At 72.3% G+C, this 19,477-nt stretch carries 16 protein-coding genes; 9 read left to right on the top strand and 7 right to left on the bottom strand.

Annotation, left to right across the window (positions count from 1 at the left end):
- Window positions 1-89 precede the first annotated feature (89 nt).
- On the bottom strand, window positions 90-479 hold the full coding sequence (locus ABGB05_RS16910) for a hypothetical protein (RefSeq protein ID WP_347654362.1): 390 nt from the start codon (window positions 477-479) through the stop codon (window positions 90-92).
- 169 nt (window positions 480-648) lie between these two features.
- On the opposite strand from ABGB05_RS16910, the gene ABGB05_RS16905 reads away from it, so the two are divergent.
- From ABGB05_RS16905 to ABGB05_RS16875, 7 genes are all read left to right on the top strand, one after another.
- The gene (locus ABGB05_RS16905) at window positions 649-2,010 is read left to right on the top strand and encodes an ABC transporter substrate-binding protein (RefSeq protein ID WP_347654361.1); all 1,362 of its coding nucleotides are present in this window, start codon (window positions 649-651) and stop codon (window positions 2,008-2,010) included.
- Between the two features lie 145 nt (window positions 2,011-2,155).
- On the top strand, window positions 2,156-2,839 hold the full coding sequence (locus tag ABGB05_RS16900) for a hypothetical protein (RefSeq protein WP_347654360.1): 684 nt from the start codon (window positions 2,156-2,158) through the stop codon (window positions 2,837-2,839).
- Between the two features lie 183 nt (window positions 2,840-3,022).
- Window positions 3,023-3,271: a hypothetical protein gene (locus ABGB05_RS16895; protein WP_347654359.1), complete on the top strand. Its 249-nt coding sequence runs from the start codon at window positions 3,023-3,025 to the stop codon at window positions 3,269-3,271.
- Window positions 3,272-3,499: 228 nt separating this feature from the next.
- The gene (locus tag ABGB05_RS16890; RefSeq protein WP_347654358.1) at window positions 3,500-6,775 is read left to right on the top strand and encodes an FtsX-like permease family protein; all 3,276 of its coding nucleotides are present in this window, start codon (window positions 3,500-3,502) and stop codon (window positions 6,773-6,775) included.
- A 50-nt stretch (window positions 6,776-6,825) separates the two neighbouring features.
- Window positions 6,826-9,585 carry an FtsX-like permease family protein gene (locus tag ABGB05_RS16885; RefSeq protein ID WP_347654357.1) on the top strand — a complete coding sequence of 920 codons (2,760 nt, stop codon included), beginning with the start codon at window positions 6,826-6,828 and terminating at the stop codon, window positions 9,583-9,585.
- Complete coding sequence (locus tag ABGB05_RS16880; RefSeq protein ID WP_347654356.1) at window positions 9,585-10,622, top strand: ABC transporter ATP-binding protein; 1,038 nt, start codon at window positions 9,585-9,587, stop codon at window positions 10,620-10,622. Before ABGB05_RS16885 ends, ABGB05_RS16880 begins: the two co-directional genes overlap by 1 nt.
- Before the next feature lie 53 nt (window positions 10,623-10,675).
- On the top strand, window positions 10,676-11,392 hold the full coding sequence (locus ABGB05_RS16875) for an ABC transporter ATP-binding protein (RefSeq protein WP_347654457.1): 717 nt from the start codon (window positions 10,676-10,678) through the stop codon (window positions 11,390-11,392).
- Window positions 11,393-11,585: 193 nt separating this feature from the next.
- Here ABGB05_RS16875 and ABGB05_RS16870 read toward each other — a convergent pair whose 3' ends face one another.
- Both ABGB05_RS16870 and ABGB05_RS16865 read right to left on the bottom strand, forming a co-directional pair.
- A complete protein-coding gene (locus tag ABGB05_RS16870) occupies window positions 11,586-11,795 on the bottom strand; it encodes a BldC family transcriptional regulator (protein ID WP_007073996.1) in 210 nt (69 codons plus the stop codon).
- A gap of 265 nt (window positions 11,796-12,060) precedes the next feature.
- Window positions 12,061-12,900 (bottom strand): hypothetical protein, encoded by an 840-nt coding sequence (locus ABGB05_RS16865; protein WP_347654355.1) that lies wholly within the window; start codon window positions 12,898-12,900, stop codon window positions 12,061-12,063.
- Window positions 12,901-13,150: 250 nt separating this feature from the next.
- On the opposite strand from ABGB05_RS16865, the gene ABGB05_RS16860 reads away from it, so the two are divergent.
- On the top strand, window positions 13,151-14,233 hold the full coding sequence (locus ABGB05_RS16860; protein ID WP_347654354.1) for a Glu/Leu/Phe/Val dehydrogenase dimerization domain-containing protein: 1,083 nt from the start codon (window positions 13,151-13,153) through the stop codon (window positions 14,231-14,233).
- 352 nt (window positions 14,234-14,585) lie between these two features.
- A complete protein-coding gene (locus tag ABGB05_RS16855; RefSeq protein ID WP_347654353.1) occupies window positions 14,586-14,801 on the top strand; it encodes a DUF3073 domain-containing protein in 216 nt (71 codons plus the stop codon).
- Window positions 14,802-15,029: 228 nt separating this feature from the next.
- Here ABGB05_RS16855 and amcA read toward each other — a convergent pair whose 3' ends face one another.
- The 4 genes from amcA to purF form a co-directional block, all read right to left on the bottom strand.
- Window positions 15,030-15,272: a multiple cyclophane-containing RiPP AmcA gene (amcA, locus tag ABGB05_RS16850; protein WP_347654352.1), complete on the bottom strand. Its 243-nt coding sequence runs from the start codon at window positions 15,270-15,272 to the stop codon at window positions 15,030-15,032.
- Window positions 15,241-16,344 carry a cyclophane-forming radical SAM peptide maturase AmcB gene (amcB, locus tag ABGB05_RS16845; RefSeq protein WP_347654456.1) on the bottom strand — a complete coding sequence of 368 codons (1,104 nt, stop codon included), beginning with the start codon at window positions 16,342-16,344 and terminating at the stop codon, window positions 15,241-15,243. Before amcB ends, amcA begins: the two co-directional genes overlap by 32 nt.
- Window positions 16,345-16,582: 238 nt before the next feature.
- Window positions 16,583-17,728, bottom strand: a complete 1,146-nt coding sequence (gene purM / locus ABGB05_RS16840; RefSeq protein WP_347654351.1) for a phosphoribosylformylglycinamidine cyclo-ligase — start codon at window positions 17,726-17,728, stop codon at window positions 16,583-16,585.
- A 144-nt stretch (window positions 17,729-17,872) separates the two neighbouring features.
- Window positions 17,873-19,447 (bottom strand): amidophosphoribosyltransferase, encoded by a 1,575-nt coding sequence (purF, locus tag ABGB05_RS16835; RefSeq protein ID WP_347654350.1) that lies wholly within the window; start codon window positions 19,445-19,447, stop codon window positions 17,873-17,875.
- Window positions 19,448-19,477 lie beyond the last annotated feature (30 nt).

Below are 19,477 nucleotides of genomic sequence, written 5' to 3'. Positions count from 1 at the left end.
GACTGAACATCCTGGCGTGGTCCGGACAACGGGCCGGACGGCCCCACGTCCACCGGCCCCAGCGGTCAGCCGGCGCGGTGGCGGGGCGGTCAGCCGGCGCGGTGGCGCAGCGTCGCGACGGCCGAGCCGGCAAGGGTCAGCAGGCACTCCGGCAGCTGCCCGTCGGCGATCGCCGCACCGAAGAGCGCCTCCCCGGTGTCGATGTCGGAGTTCGCGTACGCACTGACGAACCGGGCCACCCAGCGGGCGTCGTAGCCCGCCTCGTCGATGCCGGGAAAGTCGAGGGTCCAGGCGCCGTGTGGCACACCGTCCCCGATCATCGTCGCGGCGAGGCACCAGGCCACCTCGTACGCCCCGGCGACCCCGGCCCGGTCGACCACCGCGTCGAACGTCCCGACCACGGCGTCGCTGTCACCTGCCAACGCCGAGCTCAGCACCGCCGCGGCGTCGTCGAGCGTCTGGCGCGGAACGTCCGTCACGTGCGGAAGAGTATGCCGCCAGGTCAAGGCGCGCCCGGAAGAACACCTACCACCGACTGTTCCGGATGATATTCCCTGGCAGTAGGCGTCAACCGTTCGACCACCACCTACGTTCGACGGCGGAGCGCGCTAATGTGCCAACGGATCTCCGGGGAGGAAGGATGACCCGATGCTGGTATCACGCGGCCCACACCGCGCCGCGCTGACCGTCGCCGCCTGCGCCACACTCCTGCTGGCCGGCTGTGGTGGTTCGGACGACGACGGTCCGGTCGACCAGACCGCGCCGGCCCAGGTCCGGTTGTACGGCACCGACGGCAACATGCAGAACTCGTTCGCCGAGGAGTTCGGGGACCAGAGCGGCCTGCTCAAGGGGATGAAGGGCACCACGCCCCTCACGCCGCTCTCCGACGACTTCAAGGCACGGTTGCGCAGCATCGACCCGAAACTCTCCGACTTCCTCTACGCCGGTGAGACGTACGACGCGGTGGCGATCAGCGCGATCGCCGCGCAGCTCGCCGGCAGCACCGAACCGGCGAAGATCGCCGAGCAGATCGTCGGTGTCACCAACGGCGGCGAACGTTGCGACACCATCGCCACCTGCCTGGAGTTGGCCCGCGACGGCGTCGACCTCGCCTACCGGGGCGTCTCGCTGACCCGGGGCGGCTTCACCGACGCCGGCGAGCCGTCCACCGCCAGTTACGGCACGCTGCACTTCGGCAGCGACAGCCAGCTCGACGACGGCAAGACCGAGTTCCTCGGTGCCGGCGACGAGACCACCGCCAGCGGCAAGGAGCCGCCGGCACCGGTCAAGGAGACGCCGAGCGTCATCCGGGCGAGCGGGGCGCCGCTCAAGCTCGGCGGTCTGCTGTCGAAGACCGGTGACCTGGCGCTGGCGTACCCGCCGATGGCGGCGGGCGGGGCGCTGGCACTGAAGGAGATCAACGACGCCGGCGGCGTGTTCGGCGAGGACGTGGTCTGGATCGACGGTGACGACGGGACCAGCCCGACCGTCGCCAAGGCGACCGTGGACACGCACATCACGGAGGGCGTGCAGGTCATCATCGGCGCGGGTGCCTCCGGCATCTCCCGTGCCGTGCTGCCCGACGTGGTCAAGGCCGGCCTGGTGCTCTTCTCCCCGAGCAACACCGACGCCGGGCTCAGCACCGTCGAGGACAGCGGCCTGTACTTCCGTACCGCCCCGTCGGACGTCCTGCAGGGTCGGGCACTCGCCGACATGATCCTCCGGGACGGTGCCCGAAAGATCGCCCTGGTGGCCCGGCAGGACTCCTACGGCGAGGGTCTGCAGGGTAACGTCCGGGCCGAACTGGAACGTGCCGGACACGGCTCGGACCAGGTGAAGCTCTACAGCTACCCGGCGTCGGAGGACCCGAACGCGCCACCACCCGACTTCACCGAGGGTGCGCAGGAGATCAAGCAGTTCGGCGCGGACGCCGTCCTGGTCATCGGCTTCGGCGAGTCGGCGAAGGTGATCCAGGCGCTCGCCGCCGCCGGGTTGAACCTGAACCGGTAGCGACACCGCCCTCCGCCGGCGCCCCGTAGCCACGGGTCGCCGGCGGATCCGTGTCGGCAGGGGGCGCCGGGATCGTACGGGCGGATCGGCGTACTGGCACACATCGGGGAGTCGGCGGCGGCGCGGCCCACCTAGCGTGGCGGGCATGCCCGGGCGGGACGGCCGGGCACCGCCGACCGGGGAGGTACGAATGAGCTACGACGGTGACCCCAGCGTGCTGGGCGAGGGGTGTACGGAGCACGAGTTGCCCGACGCCGGTGGGCAGGAGGGTTTCGGCACCGCGGCGGACGGCCTGCCGGACCCGCTGGCGACCCCGCTGGTGGAGGAGGCCGACCTGGCCGGCCCGCCACCGGTCAGCTCCGTCCTCACCAGCTACGCGGACGGCTCCAGCCGGTTCGCCACCGACCTCGACGGCGACGGTTACGTCGACCTGGTGCAGGTCGACGTCAACGGCGACCGGGTGATGGACCTGAGCTACCAGGACACCGACTGGGACGGCCGGATCGACCTGGTCGAGCGGGACACCAACCTCGACGGCCGGACCGACCAGGTGCTGACCGACACCAACTCGGACGGCCGGGTCGACTCCGTCCTGCTCGACCGGGACCACGACGGTCTGGTGGACCGGAGCGTCACCGACACCGACCTCGACGGCCGGCCGGACACCTGGCTCACGGACCACAACCGGGACGGGCGCCCGGACGTGGTCGTCACCGACCTCGACGAGGACGGCCGAGCCGACCAGCTCCTGGTGGACCTCGACCGCGACGGCACCGTCGACCGGGCCAGCTACCTCGACGGCGACGCGAACCCGTACGTCAGCAACTGACCCGGGGTCCGCCCGGCACGCCGCCGCGTCCCGGTCGACCGGCGGGCGGGGCCACGCCGGGGAGTGCGGAGTGGCACAGTCGGGTATCCAGGTCCGAAAGCTCCGCGGGGGTGGCACCCGGGCGGCGCGGAGCGGAACCGTCCGGCCCCGGTCCGGACGCCAACCCCGACGGAAGGGCAACAGATGAGTGAGACGCAGGAGACCGTCGACACCCGTGGTGACGAGCGGATCGAACTGCTCACGGCGGACGCCAACCAGGACGGCCAGACCGACGTGTGGGTGGTGGACACCGACGGCGACGGCAAGCCCGACCTGTTCCAGTTCGACACCGACGGCGACGGTCAGGTGGACATCACCATGGTCGACGTCGACGAGGACGGCCAGCCGGACGAGGTCGTGGACGGCGACGGGGGGCATCCGCCGGTCGTCTGACCGTCCCGCGCGGACGCCGCCCCGCCGGCGCCGGCCGGCGGGGCGGCAGTCACGTCCCGGTACGCAACAAAATGATCTCGATTGGGCCAGCCCCGGGTCACAACCCCGGTACGTCTGAGAAATCACGTTCCCACCTGGCAACCTTTCTCCCGGCCTTGGGCGCCTCAGCAGCCGTGAGGGGCGACGATCCGACGTCGCCCCCGTTCGGCACACGGGGAGACCCACACGATGAGGCTGGTGTTGCGGCGCGCCCGGGGGGCGAAGAGTCTGCTCCTCGCGGCGACCGGGGCGACCCTGATCGCCACCGCCCTGCTCACCGGCCTCGCCGGGTACAGCCGGGCCGTGGTCGATTCGGGGGCGGATGTCGCGATCTCGTCGGCGAGTCCGGAGGAGCGCTCGATCCTGGTTCGCGGCTCGGCCGGGGGTAACCAGGCTGAACTGGAAAAACGGGACGCGGCGCTACGGGAGCGGTTCGCGGGCGGGTTCAGCGGGGTCCCGACCACCGTCTCCGGTGCCGGGGTGGCCGCCGGCCGGCAGCTCGCCGGCCCGACCGGTACGGCGGTCCCGGACGACGACGGTGTCGTCTTCGCCTCGGTCCTCTTTCTCGACGACCTCGCCGCCCACGCCGACCTTGTCTCCGGCGCCTGGCCCAGCCCAGGCGCCCAGCCGGTGCAGACGACACTCGCCGAACCGGTAGCGACCATCCTCGGGGTCAAGGTCGGCGACCAGATCCCGGTCACCGACCGGGTGACCCGGAAGGTCACCCCGGTACGGGTCGTCGGGGTGTGGAAGCCGCGCGACGGACACGACCCGTACTGGCGGTTGGCGCCGGACGTGATGACCGGGGCGGCGCCGGGGTCGGCGACCTACGGCCCGCTGGTGGTGGACCGGACCGACTTCCTGGACCAGTTCCTGGCCAACGCCTCGGTGGCCTGGCTGGTCGAGCCGAACCTCGACCGGATCACGGTCGGCACCCTGCACCGGCTCGGCCAGGCCGCCAAGGAGGTCGGGACGACCCTGCCGTCCGAGGTGGGGCTCGGCAGCTCCGGCCTGGTCACCACCCAGGTCGACCAGTTGGCCGACCGGCTCGGCCGGGCCGAACTGGTGGGCCGGTCGGCCCTGGTCACCCCGATGCTGCTGGTCGTGGTCCTCGGCGGGTACGCGTTGCTGCTGGTGGCCCTGCTCCTCACCGAACAGCGGCGGGACGAGACGTCACTGCTCCGGGCCCGGGGCGCCGGACGGGGTCAACTCGTCGGACTCGCGATCCGGGAGGCGCTGCTGGTGGTGCTGCCGGCCGTCGTACTCGGCCCGGTCCTCTCGGTCGCCCTGATCGGGGTCGCCGACCGTACGCCGCTGCTGACCGACGCCGCGATCCGGCTGAGTCCCCGTCCCGACTCGCTGACCTGGCTGGTGGCCGGGCTGGCCGTGGTCGGTTGCCTGCTGGCGATGACCGGTCCGGCGCTGCGCCGCGGCGGCACGTACGTCGGCGACCTGGCCGCCCGGTCCCGGCCGAGCCGGCGTACGGCCGTCCAGCGGGCCGGCCTCGACGTGGCGCTGATCGCGCTGGCGGTGCTCGGCTGGTTCCAGCTCCGCCAGTACTCGTCGCCGCTGGTCGGGGCCGGTGGCCGGGCCGCGCTCGGGATCGACCCCCTGCTGGCCGCCACCCCGACGATCGGGGTGCTGGCCGGCGCGGTCCTCGCGCTGCGCGCGCTGCCGCCGCTGGCCCGGCTGGTCGAGCGGACCGTCGACCGGCGTTCCTGGACCGCGATGACGTTCGGGATGTGGCAGGCGGGCCGCCGCCCGCACGCCGGCCCGGTGCTGCTGCTCTCACTGGCGGTGGCGGTCAGCACCCTCGCCTGGTGCCTGGCCGCCACCTCGGACCGGTCGTTGACCGACCAGGCCGACCACCAGGTCGGTGCCGACCTGCGGTTGGTGGAGGCGTCCGGCGAGGCGCCGCCGGAGCGGGCCGGGCAGCTCGCGGAGTTGTCCGGCGCCACCGGTGTCCTGCCCGCCTGGCGGGACGAGCTACGGCTCGGCACCGAGGGGGTGCCGGCCGAGTTGCTCGCCCTGCCGTCGGCCATGGCCGGTCCGGTCGTCCGGTACCGGGCCGACCTGGCGGGCGGCGACCCCGACCGGGTCTTCGACGCGCTGGCGGCGAGCCCGGTCACCGCGCCGACGGCCGAACTGCCGGCCGGTACCCGCCGGCTGACCGGGCAGATCACCACCGCCACCGGCTACGACTTCGGTGACACCCCACCCGAGGACCGGCCGCGGGCGGCCGACGCTCCCGAGGCCCCGATCAACAGCGCGGTCGTCCTGGTCGACACGACCGGGGCGTACCACCGGATTCCGCTCGGCCAGAGCCAGAGCGGAAAGCCGCTGCGGTTCAGCATCGAGCTGGCGCCGGGGACGGTACGGCTGGCCGGTTTTGCGGTCGACGGTTTCGGCACCTGGGGCTACCGCCTCGACTGGCACCTGACCGACCTGCGCGCCGGTACGGGCGACCAGGCCGGCACCCCGCTGTCGCTCGGGGAGAACCCGCAGTGGCGGCTGGTGAACCGGCAGGGTGTCCTCATCGCCGATCCGAACTTCCGCGGCGCGCAGGTCGAGACGGCGGCAGGCGAGGGCACGCTGAGCGCCGGTTACCTGATGACGCCGACGTTCGACAACTGGACCGGCGCCCGGCAGCCGTGGTCGGTCGCGATAACCCCGGCGGCGAGCAAGGAGCCGGTGCCGGTGGTGGCCACCACCGAGGCGTTGGCCGCGCTACGGATGAATGTCGGCACCAGCACTCAGCTGACCATCTCCGGCATATCCATGACCGTCAAGGTCGTCGGCACCGTGGCGGCCGTACCCGGGGTTCCGGAGGGCGCGGCGCTGCTGGCCGACCTGCCGTCGTTGAACGCCCGGCTCTTCCACGACACCAACGTGCTCAGGGAGGCCCAGGAGTGGTGGGTGGGGACCCGGGCCGGACAGACCGGGTCGGTGGTCGGGGCGGCCGCGGCGTTCGACGGACTGCGGATCGTCGACCGGCGGGAGGTCGCCGACCAGGCGAGCAGTGACCCGTACGGGGTCGGCGCCCGGGTCGCCCTGTTCGCGGCGGCACTCGGCGCGATCCTGCTCGCCGCGGTCGGGGTCGGGGTCGACATCCGGGCGACGGCCCGACGCCGGTTGACCGAACTGGCGGTGCTCCGGACCCTGGGCACCCGGTCCCGGACGTTGACCCGGTCCCTCCTCGTCGAGCAGGGCTTTCTCGCCGGTCTCGGCGTACTGGTCGGGCTGGCGGTCGGGATCGGTGTGGCGGCCACGATGGCCCCGCTGATCATTCTGACCCCGGCGGCCGAGCGGCCGGTGCCGGTCCCACTGCTGGAGATCGCCTGGCTGCCCTCCGGCGGTACGGCGCTCGTCCTGCTGCTGCTCGCGATGCTGTTGAGCGGGCTGACCGCCGTCACGACGCGGAACCGCCTGGCGGCCGCCCAGCTGCGGATCGGAGATGACCGGTGAGCGACCGGACCAGGGGCGGCGCGCTCGTCGACAACGGAAGGACAACCCCCGTGAACGGATCCGCCGGTGCCCGGCGCCGGCTGCCCGGACCGCTGCGCCGGCTACGGACCTTCGCCGGTCAACTGGGCCTGTTGGCCGTGCTCGGCCTGGTCGCCGCGCTGCTGGTCACCGGTGCGCCCCGACTGGCGAACCGGTACGCCGACCAGGGGCTCGGCCAGGACGTCGGCGCGCTGCCGTACCAGGTCCGGGACCTGCTGTTCGGCGGCGGCCTGACTCGCGGCAAACCGCCGCTCGACCCCGCGGTGGCGGAGGCGACGCTCGACCCGATCCGGCAGAGGCTGCAGGCGCCGCTGCCCGATCTGGTCAACCGTCAGTGGTTCGTCGGCCAGATCGGCCCGAAGGACGTGGCGGTCTCCGGCGACAAGCAGACGATGTCCGGTTCCTGTCGGCCGAACCTGCCGTTGCGTTACCAGCCGGGGCTGGAGCGGGTGTCGACCGTGGTGGAGGGACACTGGCCGGCGAACCGGGGGGCGACGACCGTGGAGGTGGCCGTCTCCCGGGCGGCCGCGGACGCGACCGACCTCCGGGTCGGCGACCAGTTCTCGCTGGTCGGCCAGGGGTTCTCCAGGGGCTCCGTGCCGGTCCGGGTGGTCGGGATCTACCAGGCGGCCGACCCGGCGGCGCCGGACTGGGACGGCGCGGGACTGGTGCCGATCCCGTGTCCGGATCCGACCGCCGGAGGGACCTGGCAGGCCCCCCTGCTGACCGACCTGCCGGGACTCACCACCGCGACCCTGGACCTGCCGGCCGACTACACGTGGCGCTACCGGGTCGACGAGCGGCGGCTGACCACGGCCGGGATCCCGGACCTGATGGCCGCGATCGGGCAGGCCCGGCGGCCGACCGCCGACGACGCGCCACGGCTGGCAACCGGGTTGGACACCGCGCTGTCGACCTTCGACGGCCAGCTCCGCTCGGTGCAGGCGCTGCTGGCTGTGGTGCAGGCCGGCATCCTCACCACCGTGCTCGGCCTGGTTGTCCTCGCCGCCCGCCTCGCGGTGGAACGCCGCCGGGAGGAGCTGACCCTGCTCCGGGCCCGGGGCGGCGCGATCTGGACGATCGGCGGGCGGACCCTGGCCGAGGCGGTGCTGGTCATGCCGGTCGCCGTGCTGGTGGGCTGGGCGGTCGGCGGTCTGCTGCCGGGCCGGCCGAGTGGGCTGGAACTGCCACTGCTGGTGGCGCTGCTGGTCGGCACCACCCTCGCCGTTCCGCTGCTGGCGATGTCCAGCCAGCGCGGGATGCGTTTCCTCGGGCAGCGGCGGGATCTGGTCCGGCACCGGCCGACCGTACGGCGACTCACCGCCGAGGCGCTGGTGCTGCTGCTCGCGGTCCTGGGTGTGGTGCTGCTGCGCCGACGCGGGCTGAGCCAGTCCAGCGGGGTCGACCCGTACCTGGCGTCGGTGCCGGTGCTGCTCGCGGTCGCCGCCGCGCTGGTCGCCCTGCGGCTCGTACCGGGGCCGCTGCGGCTGCTGGGTAGGCTCGCCGCCCGGGCCCGGACCGTGGTGCCGTTCGTCGGGTTGGCCCGGGCCGGCCGGGCCGCCCCGGTCACCGTCTTCCCGGCGGCGATCCTGGTGGTGGCGATCGCCATCGGCGTTTTCACAAGCGTGGTGACCAGCACCATCGGCGAGGCCCGGGACCAGGTCAGCAACCAGGAGGTGGGCGGCGACGCCCGGATCGTCAGCAACGCCTTCACCGCCGAGCAGACGGCCGAGCGGCTCGCCGCGCTGCCCGGGGTCACCGCGGTCAGTGCGGTCGGCACCGAGTCGGGGCAGCCGCTGCGGGTCCGCAACCCGGACGGTACGGGCGGTCGTCCGCTCGGTCAGGCGCAGATCCTGGTGGTGGACGGACCGGCGCTGGCCCGGGTGCTGGGGCATAGTGGGATCGACGCCGAGCTGCCGGCCGCGTTCACCCGGCCGGGCCGGATCGACGGTCCGGTGCCGGCGGTGGTCTCCCCGGACATCGCCGAGGACTTCCGCCGTGAGGAGGTCACCACCGGGGTCACCGACGTCCAGGGCCGCCGGTACGGCTTCACGGTCGACGCCGTGCGGTCGACCTTCCCCGGGTTGCCGGTCGACGCCCGACGGTTTGTCGTCCTGCCCTGGCAGGCCCTGCCGGTGCCGGACTTCCAGCCGATCCGGCCGAGTGAGTTCCTGGTCGCCGGGACGGGTGTGTCGACCACCGCGCTGCGCGAGGCGGTCGAGGCCGGACAGCGGGAGTACCTGTCCCGGCTGCTCGGCGAGCCGGCCGACGAGGTCCGTACCCTGCCGGTCACCGTCACGACCTGGCAGGAGCACCGTCGGACGCTGGAAGGCAGTGGGGTGAACCGCCTGCTGAGCTTCACCTTCACCGCCGGGGTCGCCGGGGCGCTCGCGCTGGCGCTGCTGGCGGTCGGTTTCGCCGTACTCGCCGAGGCTCCGGCGCGGGGGCGGGTGCTGTCCCGGCTGCGCACCATGGGCCTGTCCGGGCGGCAGGGGCGGGGCCTGCTGGTCTACGAACTGGTGCCGCTGGTCGGGGTGGCGGTGCTGGCCGGCGGGCTGGTCGGGGTGCTGCTGCCCCGGCTGCTCGGACCGGCGCTCGGGCTGTCCGGTTTCACCGGCGGCCTGCCGGCGCGGGTCCACGTCGACCCGCTGCTGGTGGTCGGGGTGCTGCTGCTCGTGGTGGTCGCGTTGGTCACCGCGCTGGGAATCGAGAGTCTGGTCAATCGGCGGATGCGTCTCGGCAAGGTGCTCCGTCTCGGAGAGGAGAACTGATGGCGAGTCCGACGAGCACCGCCGCACCGGGCACCCCCGATCTCGCCGTGCTGCAGCGGCGGGCCTCGGAACGGGCGGCGGCCCGGGCCGGCGGGGCGGACCGGTTGCGTGGTCACATCGTCTGCGACGGCCTGGTCCGGATCTTCAAGACCGAGGGTGTCGAGGTGGTGGCCCTGCAGGGGCTGGACCTGGTGGTCGACCGGGGCGAACTGCTCGCCATCGTCGGCGCCTCCGGGTCCGGCAAGTCCACGGTGTTGAACATCCTCTCCGGGTTGGACGTGCCGACCGCCGGGATCGCCCGGGTCGGCGACTTCGACCTGCTGAACATGTCGGCGAAGAGCCGGCTGCGGTACCGCCGCAAGATGGTCGGTTTCGTCTGGCAGCAGACCGCCCGCAACCTGCTGCCGTACCTGACCGCCCGGGAGAACGTCGAGCTGCCGATGCGGCTGGCGCACGGCCTGCGCGGCGGGGCGGCCCGGCGGCGGGCGACGGAGCTGCTGGAGATGGTCGGGGTCGGCTACTGCGCCGACCGTCGACCGGGCCAGATGAGCGGCGGCGAGCAGCAGCGCTGCGCGTTGGCGGTCGCGGTGGCCAACGATCCGGAGGTGCTCTTCGCGGACGAGCCGACCGGCGAGTTGGACGAGGCGACCGGCGCCGACGTCTTCGCGGCGCTGCGCACCATCAACGCCGAGCTGGGGGTGACCATCGTGGTGGTCACCCACGACCACGCGGTGGCCGGCCAGGTCCGCCGGACGGTCGCGATCCGCGACGGCCGGACCGCCTCCGAGGTACGTCGTTCCGCCCGGGTCGGCGCGGACGGGGTGGAGGAGGTGGTCTCCGAGGAGTACGCGGTGCTGGACCGTTCGGGCCGGATGCAGTTGCCGGCCGCGTTCGTGTCCGCGTTGAGCCTGCGGGACCGGGTGAAGCTCAACCTGGAGCCGGACCACGTCGAGGTACGCCCCGGCGACAGCACCACCGACGACCACAACAGCAGCAACGGGGCCGGCGGCGGTGCCGGTGGCGGGGAGGCATCGTGAGCGGCATCAACGGCGGACGGCACGGCGCCGGGGCCGGACAGGGGGACGGCCCGGTGGGTGAGGAACTGGTCCGGGTCGAGGCGTTGGGCCGCGACTACCGCAGCGGTGAGCGGGTGGTGCACGCGCTCCGGGACGTCTCCTTCTCGGCCGGGCGGGGCGAGTTGGTGGCTGTCCGGGGTCGGTCCGGCGCGGGCAAGACCACCCTGCTGAACCTCGTCGGCGGACTGGACCGGCCGACCAGCGGGCAGATCCGGGTGGCCGGGCTGGACATGACAAGTGCCGGCGCCCGGGAGCTGGCCGAACTGCGCCGCTCGAAGATCGGTTTTGTCTTCCAGTCCTTCGGCCTGATCCCGATCCTCTCCGCCGCCGAGAACGTCGGCGTGCCGATGCGGCTGGTGAAACGGCCGCGGGCCGAGCGGGACGAGCGGGTGGCGATGCTGCTGGAGCTGGTCGGACTGGGCGGCCAGGCGGCCCAGCGCCCGTACGAGCTCTCCGGCGGCCAGCAGCAGCGGGTGGCGCTGGCCCGGGCGTTGGCGAACGATCCGCCGCTGCTGATCGCCGACGAGCCGACCGGACAGCTGGACTCGGAGACCGGCCGGGAGATCATGGAGCTGCTCCGGGCACTGGTCCGGAGCCGGGGGATGACCGCGCTGGTCGCGACCCACGATCCGAGTCTGATGGAGCTGGCGGACCGGGTGCTGACCCTGCGCGACGGTCGGCTGTTGTCCGAGGAGGAGGTGGTTGCGGCCGGGTTGGCCGCCGCCGGCTGATCCTCCCGTACCACCGCCTGACGCCACAGCCCCGTCGGTCCCTGCCGGATCGGCGGGGCTGTCGGATGTCCGGGGGATCAGTCGTCCGGGAACTCAGTCGTCCGGAAGCCGGACCGGTCCCGGACAGGACTCAGGGGTGGTCCCGGTCACCCGGTGCCACCCCTGAGCCAGACGTCGATCTGCGAGCCGCGCCTCAGTCGCCCTGGCGCTGCTGGGGAATCTGTCCCTGCAGCAGGGCGCGAACCTCCGACTCGCGGTAGCGACGGTGTCCACCCAGCGTTCGAATCGCGCTGAGCTTTCCCGCCTTCGCCCACCGGGTCACGGTCTTCGGGTCGACACGGAACATCGACGCGACCTCTGCCGGTGTGAGTAGCGGCTCAGGTTCATGCGTACGCGATGCCATCGGTCACTCCTCCACAGGTGCCTATAGACATCGGCCGGGGTCCCGCCGGCCGACGCGTCTCCCATGGTCCGGCTAGTCCCCGATGTCCGACATGGGCCGAACGGCCGAACGTCCCTGGATGGACGGATGAACAATGACCGAAATATGGTTATTTTTTATGCCAGAAAAAGACTTAACCGGACGGCCGATTGCCCCTCGTGACACCAATATTACGAGCGGCACTCGCGTGTGTGCGCTCCCAACCCGCTCTGAGCGGCATCGTTCACTAGTTGCAACGTTCCAGTAGCTGGATCGCCCGCCAGCGCGCGACGAGCGTCTCGTACGCCTCGGTGGCCGCCTCCGCGTCGCCCCGGGAGAGCCCGGCGAGCCCGGCCGCGACCAACGCCGGCGAGTCGTCCCCGTCCAGCGCCTCGTCCGACAGCAGGTCCACCAGACCGCCGTAGTCGAGTTCCACCACCGAGCGCGGGTGGAACTCCTCCAGCCACCGGGCGCCCTCCTCGACCGCCTCGGTGATCGGCGCGTCCCCCACCGACTTCCGCAGCACCGACAGTGCCCGGGAGGCCCGCCGACGGGCCTTGGAGATCTCCGTGCGGTAGCGCAGCACCCGCCGGTCCGGCCGGGTCGTCAACTCGCGCTCCTCCGGGTCCACGAAGACGAACCAGCGCAGCGGCACGCCCCAGGTGGAGATCTGCTCGTGCAGCCGGGGCACCCCGTGCTCCAGCACCCGCGCCCCGCTGCGCCAGTCGTCCACCACCGCCTTCGCCTGCCCGGCCAGCACCGGCGGCACGAACGCGTCCGCCAACACCGGAGGTACGCCGTCCCGGGCGCTGAGCGCCGCCTCGGCGATCCGGATCCGCAGGTTCCAGGGACAGACCAGCAACGTGTCGTCGGCCTCCAGGACGTACGCCTCCTCGGGCAGGTCCGGCAGCCGGGTCCACCCCGCGCCCAACGCCTCGATCACGGCGGTACGCTGCCGTACCGGCCCCTCCGACGGGGCGACCGCTCTGCCCTCCTTGACGTACCGGCGCCAGAAGAGCTGCCGATCCCGGTCGAAGGCGGTCAACGGCTCGTACACCCGCAGGTAGGAAGCGAAGAGCGACGGCACGGCGCGATCCTCCCACGAAACGAGAGCCGGCTGTCGTCAGCACCTCGGATCAATCCCCGCCGGGTCCGGCGGTACCCGGTCGGCCCGGCGAACGCCGGTGACCACCATTCGGACGGGCCGGAGGCACTCCACCAGGGTTCGGAACCACGATTACGCTCGCAGGAGTCGGCGCCATCCCCCCGCCGGCACCCGGGCGACCCCCGGCCCACACACATCCCACAAGGGTGTCCAGCCTCACCAGGAGCGAGCCATGGACGTATTCGCCAGCACCGACGGTCAGGAATCCGACGGCCACGAGCAGGTCGTGTTCTGCCAGGACAAGCAGAGCGGCCTCAAGGCGATCATCGCCATCTACTCGACCGCGCTCGGCCCCGCGCTCGGTGGCACGCGGTTCTACCCGTACGCCACCGAGGCCGAGGCGTTGCACGACGTCCTCGAACTGTCCCGTGGCATGGCGTACAAGAACGCTCTCGCCGGTCTCGACCTGGGCGGCGGCAAGGCGGTCATCTGGGGCGACCCGGACCGGATCAAGACCGAACCCCTGCTGCGCGCGTACGGCCGTTTCGTCGAGTCGCTGGGCGGCCGCTACTACACCGCCTGTGACGTCGGCACGTACGTCGCGGACATGGACGTGGTGGCCCGGGAGACCCGGTTCGTCACCGGACGCAGCGTCGAGCACGGCGGCGCCGGCGACTCGTCCGTGCTGACCGCCTGGGGTGTCTTCCAGGGCATGCGCGCCGCCGCCGAGCACGTCTGGGGCTCCCCGACGCTGGCCGGCCGGCGGGTCGGGGTGGCCGGGCTCGGCAAGGTCGGTCGGCACCTCACCGCCCACCTGATCGACGACGGCGCCTCGGTGGTGGCCACCGACGTCGACGAGCGGGCCCTGGCCTGGGTCCGGCAGACCTACCCGCAGGTCGACCTGGTCTCCGACGCCACCGCCCTGGTCACCTCCGACCTCGACGTCTACGCGCCGTGCGCGCTCGGCGGCGCGCTCGACGACGTCACGGTGCCGGCGCTGCGGGCCCGGGCCGTGGTCGGCGCGGCGAACAACCAGCTCGCCCACCCCGGCATCGAGAAGCTGCTGGCCGACCGGGGCATCCTCTACGCGCCCGACTACGTGGTCAACGCCGGTGGTGTGATCCAGGTCGCCGACGAGATCGAGGGCTTCAACTTCGAGCGGGCCAAGCTGCGGGCGACGAAGATCTACGACACCACCCGGGACATCCTCCGGCTCGCCGACGCCGAGGGCGTGCCGCCGGCGGTCGCCGCCGACCGGCTCGCCGAGCGCCGGATGGCCGAGGTCGGCCGCCTCCGCACCATCCACCTCCGCTGAGCGACCAAACGGGCCCCTGCCGCCACCGGAAACGGGGCAGGGGCCCGTTCCACGCCCCGACGGGTGGTCCTCGCACATCCGTACGTTTGCCGGGCTGACGGGGCGAAATTAGGCTGTGGGTAACAACGGGTCCCCGGAGCCGGCGGAAAGGTCACGACCGGTGCGACAGGCGGCCCTTACCCGCCGGTATCGGGCGCCCGGTCGATGCCGCTGCGACGCGCGGGCACGGACGGTGGCAACCCGAGGTGCCGAACCTGGGCATCCCCATGTACCGTAAGAGCCACGAGAGATGCCTGACGTCATCGGGGCCCGCCTTCGGGCTGCCCCGAATTCTGTGCGAGGGGGTCGAGCCATGGGGCGCGGCCGTGCTAAGGCCAAGCAGACAAAGGTGGCCCGGGAGCTGAAGTACCACTCCCCGAACACCGACCTCGCCGCCTTGCAGCGAGAACTCGGCGGCAGCCGTAAGTCGGACCACGACTTCGACGACGACTACAAAGAGTACGTCGACGACGATGACGAGGATCACGACGCGGAGGACGACCCGGACACCTGGGCGCCAACCCGCTGACCTCTCCGGTCACATCTGAGCACGCGGTGACACCGCGTGCTCACGCGTGTCCGAGTGCATTGCGGCGCATCCGCGGATCGGAACACCACCGGTAAGGACCTGCCGCGTCGGATCATGTCCGGCGTACCCGCGACAGGTCCTTACCGGTGTGGGTGCGCCCGATCACCTGGGCGGCTGTACCGGACCGCCCGCCGCGTCCGCAGCGGCGGCCGGAACCGGGCAACGGGCTCAGCGGGGTCGGTTGTTCCAGTTGTAGAACGTCGGGATGTTCTCGAAGTGGTTCCAGGCGCAGACCGCGCTGGCGCCGTCGGCGTTCCTCGCGGTCACCTCGGCCCGGAGCCGTCGTGCCTCCGCCGCCTCCTGGAGCAGGGTGGTCAGGCCCGCCCGGACGTCCCGGACCCGCAGGGCCACCGGGTCGCCGGCCTCCGCCCCGGTCTGTTCAGGCTGGCGCCGGCTGGTGGTGTCGGGCATGGTCCAACACTCCCTCCAATAGACGGATCTTGCTGTTGCGACAGTGGTCGGTCTCCGTACCATCGAAACGCCCGTGCTCGAAGTAACGGTTGGCGGCATGGCCGCCCCCGCAGAACCCGAAGTACGGGCAGTGTGCGCGGCAGGACTCGACCCCGGACAGGAACTCGGCCACCCAGGGGGTGCCGGTGGCGGCGGCGAGAATGTCCGGTAGCGCCGTCCGCAGGACGTTTCCGCTGCTGAAGTCGCCATAGTCCGGGTGGGAGAAGCCGGCCAGCTCGGGTGAGAGCAGCACCACGGAGCCGTCGTGGCCGATGGTCGGGATCGGGTCGAGCTGGCGGGGCAGCACCTGGTCGTCGGTGCCGTCGAGCACCGCCGCCGCGTACCGCAGCGACCACTCGACCTCCCGGAGGTGGATCCGGGGGTCGCGGCGCCAGGCCGCGACAAGTTCCGCCCAGAAGCCGCTGACCCGGTCGGCCCGGTGGGTGTTGCGCCGGGTGTTGACCCCCTCCGTCTCCTCGATGTTGATGCCCAGCACGTCACAGCCGAGGTCGAGGAAGTAGTCGTACAGCTCGGTGGCGAGCCCGGCCTCCGGCCGGCTCACCACGCAGAGCGCGGAGAAGGTGATGCCGTTGCGGCGCAGCGCCTCCACCCCGGCCATGATCCGGTCGTACGACGGCCGTCCACCTCGGGTCACCCGTTCGGCGTTCCGGTCGCGCGGGCCGTCGACGCTGACACTGACCCGGATCCGGTGCTCGACGAGGAACTCGCACCACGCGTCGTCGATCAGGGTCGCGTTGGTCTGCACGTGGTGCTCGACCGCAGGCTGGAAGGGGGCCAGCAGCGCCCCAAGGTGCTCCCGGCCGGCGGCGAGCGGTTCACCGCCGTGCCACACCACGGAGAAGCGGCCCTGGTCGGCCCAGCGGTTGACCGGCGCGGCGACCGCCTCCGCCACCGGGACCGGCATCCGCCGGTCCGCGGACCGCAGCGGGAGATAGCAGTACGCGCAGTCGAGGTTGCAGAGAGTGGTCGGCTGCATCACCACGTAGCTGGGGACCGGGGCGATCCCCCGCATGCCGGAGAACTCCTGTCGTCGGACAGCCATACCCCCTCCTCCCCGCGCCCGAGGTGCCCTCAGGCTAGGTGGCGTCGGCCACTCCGGTGAAGTCCTGGGCGGGTATGCCGAGGATCACGTGGATTCGAGGCAACCTTCTGGGTTGCGGGTTTTAGCGCCTTTCGCGGAAACACCCGTAGGTACGCCGACCACCCGGAACGGCCCGTCGGGCCGGCCGGGTGGTGGTCACGTGGTGGGGTCAGCCCCGGGTGTGCTGGCCGATCATGTGCACCTCGCCGGTGCCCTCGATGATCTCGCCCGCCTGCCAGGCCTCGACACCCCGCCCGGTGAGCGTGGCCAGGGCCCGGTCGGCGTCCTCGGCCGAGACGATGGCGAACATGCCCACGCCCATGTTGAAGGTGGCCTCCATGTCCGGGTCCTCGATCCGGCCCTTGGACTGCACCAGGTCGAAGATCGGCTGCGGCCGCCAGGTGGCCCGGTTGACGATCGCGTCGACGTGGTCGGGCAGCACCCGCACCAGGTTGCCGGGGATGCCGCCGCCGGTGATGTGCGCCAGCGCGCGTACCTCGGCCTCGGCGATCAGCTTGAGGCAGTCCTGGGCGTAGATCTTGGTCGGGGTCAGCAGCTCCTCGCCGAGGGTGCGCTGCCGGCCGAAGTCCTCGATCACGGTGTCCAGCCGCATCCGGCCGGCGCCGAGCAGCACGTGCCGGACCAGGGAGTAGCCGTTCGAGTGCAGCCCGGACGACCCCATCGCGATGACCACGTCACCGACCTCGACCCGCTCCGGGCGGAGGATCTCGCTTTCCTCGACCACCCCGACACCGGTGGCGGAGATGTCGTACTCGTCGGGGCGGAGCACCCCCGGGTGCTCGGCGGTCTCGCCGCCGAGCAGCGCGCAACCGGCGTACCGGCAACCGTCGGCGATGCCGGCGCCGATCTCGGCGACCTTGTCCGGGACGACCTCGCCGGTGGCGATGTAGTCGAGCAGGAAGAGCGGCTCGGCGCCGCAGGCGACCAGGTCGTCGACGACCATCGCGACGAGGTCGATGCCGACCGTGTCGTGGATGTCCATCTGCTGCGCGATGACCAGCTTGGTACCGACCCCGTCGGTGGAGGAGGCCAGGATCGGGTTGCGGTACTTCTGGGTGTCGAGGCGGAACAGGCCGGCGAAGCCGCCGATGTCGCCCATCACCTCGGGGCGGCGGGTGCTCTTGACCTTCGGGCGCAGCAGCTCGACCGCGCGGTCACCGGCCTCGATCGAGACGCCGGCGTCCGCGTACGACGTGGTGCGTTTGCGGCCGGCGCGTCCCGCCGCCGCAGTCCAGGGCTGATGGGTGCCAGCCGGCCCGCTTCCTGCACCACTGCGCTCGGTCACGTGCGTCACGGTTCTCCCCTTAGTGGTTCTCGCGGCTGGCCGCGTCGGTCGCGGTCGAGGATCGCTCGACTGTCCTGCTGCCCGGCCGGTGCGCTCCGGACGGGCCGGTCCTGATCGCCGGCCGGAACTCGTCAGTCGCGACCGACGTGGTACTCACGCGTGTGACGGCAGCTCGCCGCCACTGGAACTGTTCACGAACGGCTGACCGGTGGCGCCGCGGGTGGCGGCCCCGACCGGACGGTCGCCCGTCTCCTCCGGGACGCCCCCCGCGACCCGTCGGTCAACTCCTTCGAGTACGTGCTTGCCGATCAGGTTCCGTGCCGGGAGCTCGATCGGGTACTCACCGTCGAAACAGGCGCGGCAGAGCCGGGTCTTCGGCTGCTCGGTGGCGGCGACCAGGCCGTCCAGGGAGACGTACCCGAGGGTGTCCGCCCCGATCGAGCGCCGGATGCCGTCGTTGTCCAGCCCGCTGGCGAGCAGCTCGGCCCGGGTGGCGAAGTCGATGCCGTAGAAGCACGGCCAGTTCACCGGCGGCGAGGAGATGCGTACGTGCACCTCCAGCGCGCCGGCCTCGCGCAGCATCCGGACGATCGCCCGCTGGGTGTTGCCGCGCACGATGGAGTCGTCGACCACCACCAGCCGCTTGCCCCGGACGTTCTCCCGCAGCGGGTTGAGCTTGAGCCGGATGCCGAGCTGACGCAGGGTCTGCGACGGCTGGATGAAGGTACGCCCGACGTACGGGTTCTTCATCAGGCCGGCGCCGTAGGTGATGCCGGACTCGGCCGCGTAGCCGATCGCGGCCGGCGTGCCGGACTCCGGGACCGGGATGACCAGGTCGGCCTCGACCGGGTGCTCCCGGGCCAACTGCCGGCCGATGGCGACCCGGGCGGCGTGGATGTTGCGACCGGCGATCGTGGTGTCCGGCCGGGCGATGTAGACGTACTCGAAGAGGCAGCCCTTCGGCTCCGGCGCGGCGAACCGGGCCGAGCGGAGGCCGTGCTCGTCGATGGCGATCAGCTCGCCGGGCTCGATCTCCCGGACCACGCTCGCACCGACGATGTCCAGCGCCGAGGTCTCGCTCGCCACCACCCAGCCGCGCTCCAGCCGGCCCAGGACCAGCGGCCGTACGCCGTACGCGTCGCGGGCGGCGTAGAGCGTGGTCTCGTCCATGAAGACGAAGCTGAACGCACCGCGCAGGGTGGGCAGCACCTCCAGCGCCGCCGCCTCGACCGAGAGGTCCGGCCGGCTGGCCAGCAGGCTGGTCACCAGCGAGGTGTCGTTGGTCGACCCGTCCGGGTCCATGCCGCGCTCGGTCGCCTGCCGGGCCAGTTCGGCGGTGTTGACCAGGTTGCCGTTGTGGGCCAGGGCGATCGTGGTGCCCGCGCTGGTGGCCCGGATCGTCGGCTGGGCGTTCTCCCAGGTCGAACCGCCGGTGGTGGAGTACCTCGCGTGCCCGATCGCCAGGTGGCCGCGCAGGCTCGCCAGGGTCGGCTCGTCGAAGACCTGGGCGACCAGCCCGAGGTCCTTGTAGACCACCACGCCCGAGCCGTCGCTGACCGCGATGCCGGCCGCCTCCTGGCCACGGTGCTGGAGTGCGTAGAGACCGAAGTAGGTGAGTTTCGCCACCTCTTCCCCCGGCGCCCAGACACCGAAGACGCCGCACGCGTCCTGGGGGCCGGGTCGTTGGGGGTCGAGGTCATGGCTCAACCGGCCGTCGCCTCGGGGCACCTGCCGCTCCCTTTGCTGAGTTCGCTCGGA

This window comes from Plantactinospora sp. B5E13 (assembly GCF_039871775.1).
GTDB lineage: Bacteria > Actinomycetota > Actinomycetes > Mycobacteriales > Micromonosporaceae > Plantactinospora.
Note: the sequence above shows the minus strand (reverse complement) of the source record. Positions and strands in the feature narration are given on the sequence as shown.

Bases quoted from the DNA above. Each gene is read 5' to 3' on its own strand.
- ABGB05_RS16880 (WP_347654356.1), top strand. From the start codon at position 9,585: ATGGCGAGTCCGACGAGCACCGCCGCACCGGGCACCCCCGATCTCGCC.
- ABGB05_RS16895 (WP_347654359.1), top strand. From the start codon at position 3,023: ATGAGTGAGACGCAGGAGACCGTCGACACCCGTGGTGACGAGCGGATC.
- amcA (WP_347654352.1), bottom strand. From the start codon at position 15,272: ATGCCCGACACCACCAGCCGGCGCCAGCCTGAACAGACCGGGGCGGAG.
- ABGB05_RS16860 (WP_347654354.1), top strand. From the start codon at position 13,151: ATGGACGTATTCGCCAGCACCGACGGTCAGGAATCCGACGGCCACGAG.
- ABGB05_RS16905 (WP_347654361.1), top strand. From the start codon at position 649: ATGCTGGTATCACGCGGCCCACACCGCGCCGCGCTGACCGTCGCCGCC.
- ABGB05_RS16890 (WP_347654358.1), top strand. From the start codon at position 3,500: ATGAGGCTGGTGTTGCGGCGCGCCCGGGGGGCGAAGAGTCTGCTCCTC.
- amcB (WP_347654456.1), bottom strand. From the start codon at position 16,344: ATGCGGGGGATCGCCCCGGTCCCCAGCTACGTGGTGATGCAGCCGACC.
- ABGB05_RS16900 (WP_347654360.1), top strand. From the start codon at position 2,156: ATGCCCGGGCGGGACGGCCGGGCACCGCCGACCGGGGAGGTACGAATG.
- ABGB05_RS16870 (WP_007073996.1), bottom strand. From the start codon at position 11,795: ATGGCATCGCGTACGCATGAACCTGAGCCGCTACTCACACCGGCAGAG.
- ABGB05_RS16855 (WP_347654353.1), top strand. From the start codon at position 14,586: ATGGGGCGCGGCCGTGCTAAGGCCAAGCAGACAAAGGTGGCCCGGGAG.